This is a genomic window from Solihabitans fulvus (assembly GCF_008386585.1).
Taxonomy (GTDB): domain Bacteria; phylum Actinomycetota; class Actinomycetes; order Mycobacteriales; family Pseudonocardiaceae; genus Solihabitans; species Solihabitans fulvus.
The window spans coordinates 1-453 of record NZ_VUOB01000157.1 but is presented as its reverse complement, the minus strand read 5'-3'; the positions used below and the strand labels follow the sequence as shown (position 1 = coordinate 453).

Below are 453 nucleotides of genomic sequence, written 5' to 3'. Positions count from 1 at the left end.
CCCGCGCGAAAGATCCGGGCTAACAGGCCGCTAACAAGCCTGGGCCGTTCGGCCCAATCCTCGACATAACGGAACCGGACCACGAATCAAGACGTCATTCTTGCTCGACGACATTGGTCGAGGGGGAGGCGCTGTGGAACCCGATGTGAGCGCGTCCGAACAGCTTGTCTCCCAATGGGAGCAGGAACTGAATCGAAACGCGGCGCGCTACCAGGAGATGTCCGACCGGGTGCAGCAGCTCTCGGTGACCGAGACGTCACGGGACGGATTGGTGCGGATTACCGTCGGCGCCAACGGAATTCCCACCGACATCGCCATCGCCGAACCCGCGCGCGAGCGGCCCATGTCGGACCTGTCGCGGCAGATCATGACCTGCCTCCGCCGAGCGCAGGCGAGGATCCCCGAACTGCTCCAGCAGACGATGACCGAGACACTGACGTGATCTCAACGACT

Annotated in this window: 1 protein-coding gene; it reads left to right on the top strand. The window is 63.1% G+C overall.

What is annotated here, in order from left to right; all coding sequences use genetic code 11:
* Window positions 1–100 precede the first annotated feature (100 nt).
* Window positions 101–442 (top strand): YbaB/EbfC family nucleoid-associated protein, encoded by a 342-nt coding sequence (locus F0L68_RS40970; protein WP_188317119.1) that lies wholly within the window; start codon window positions 101–103, stop codon window positions 440–442.
* Window positions 443–453 lie beyond the last annotated feature (11 nt).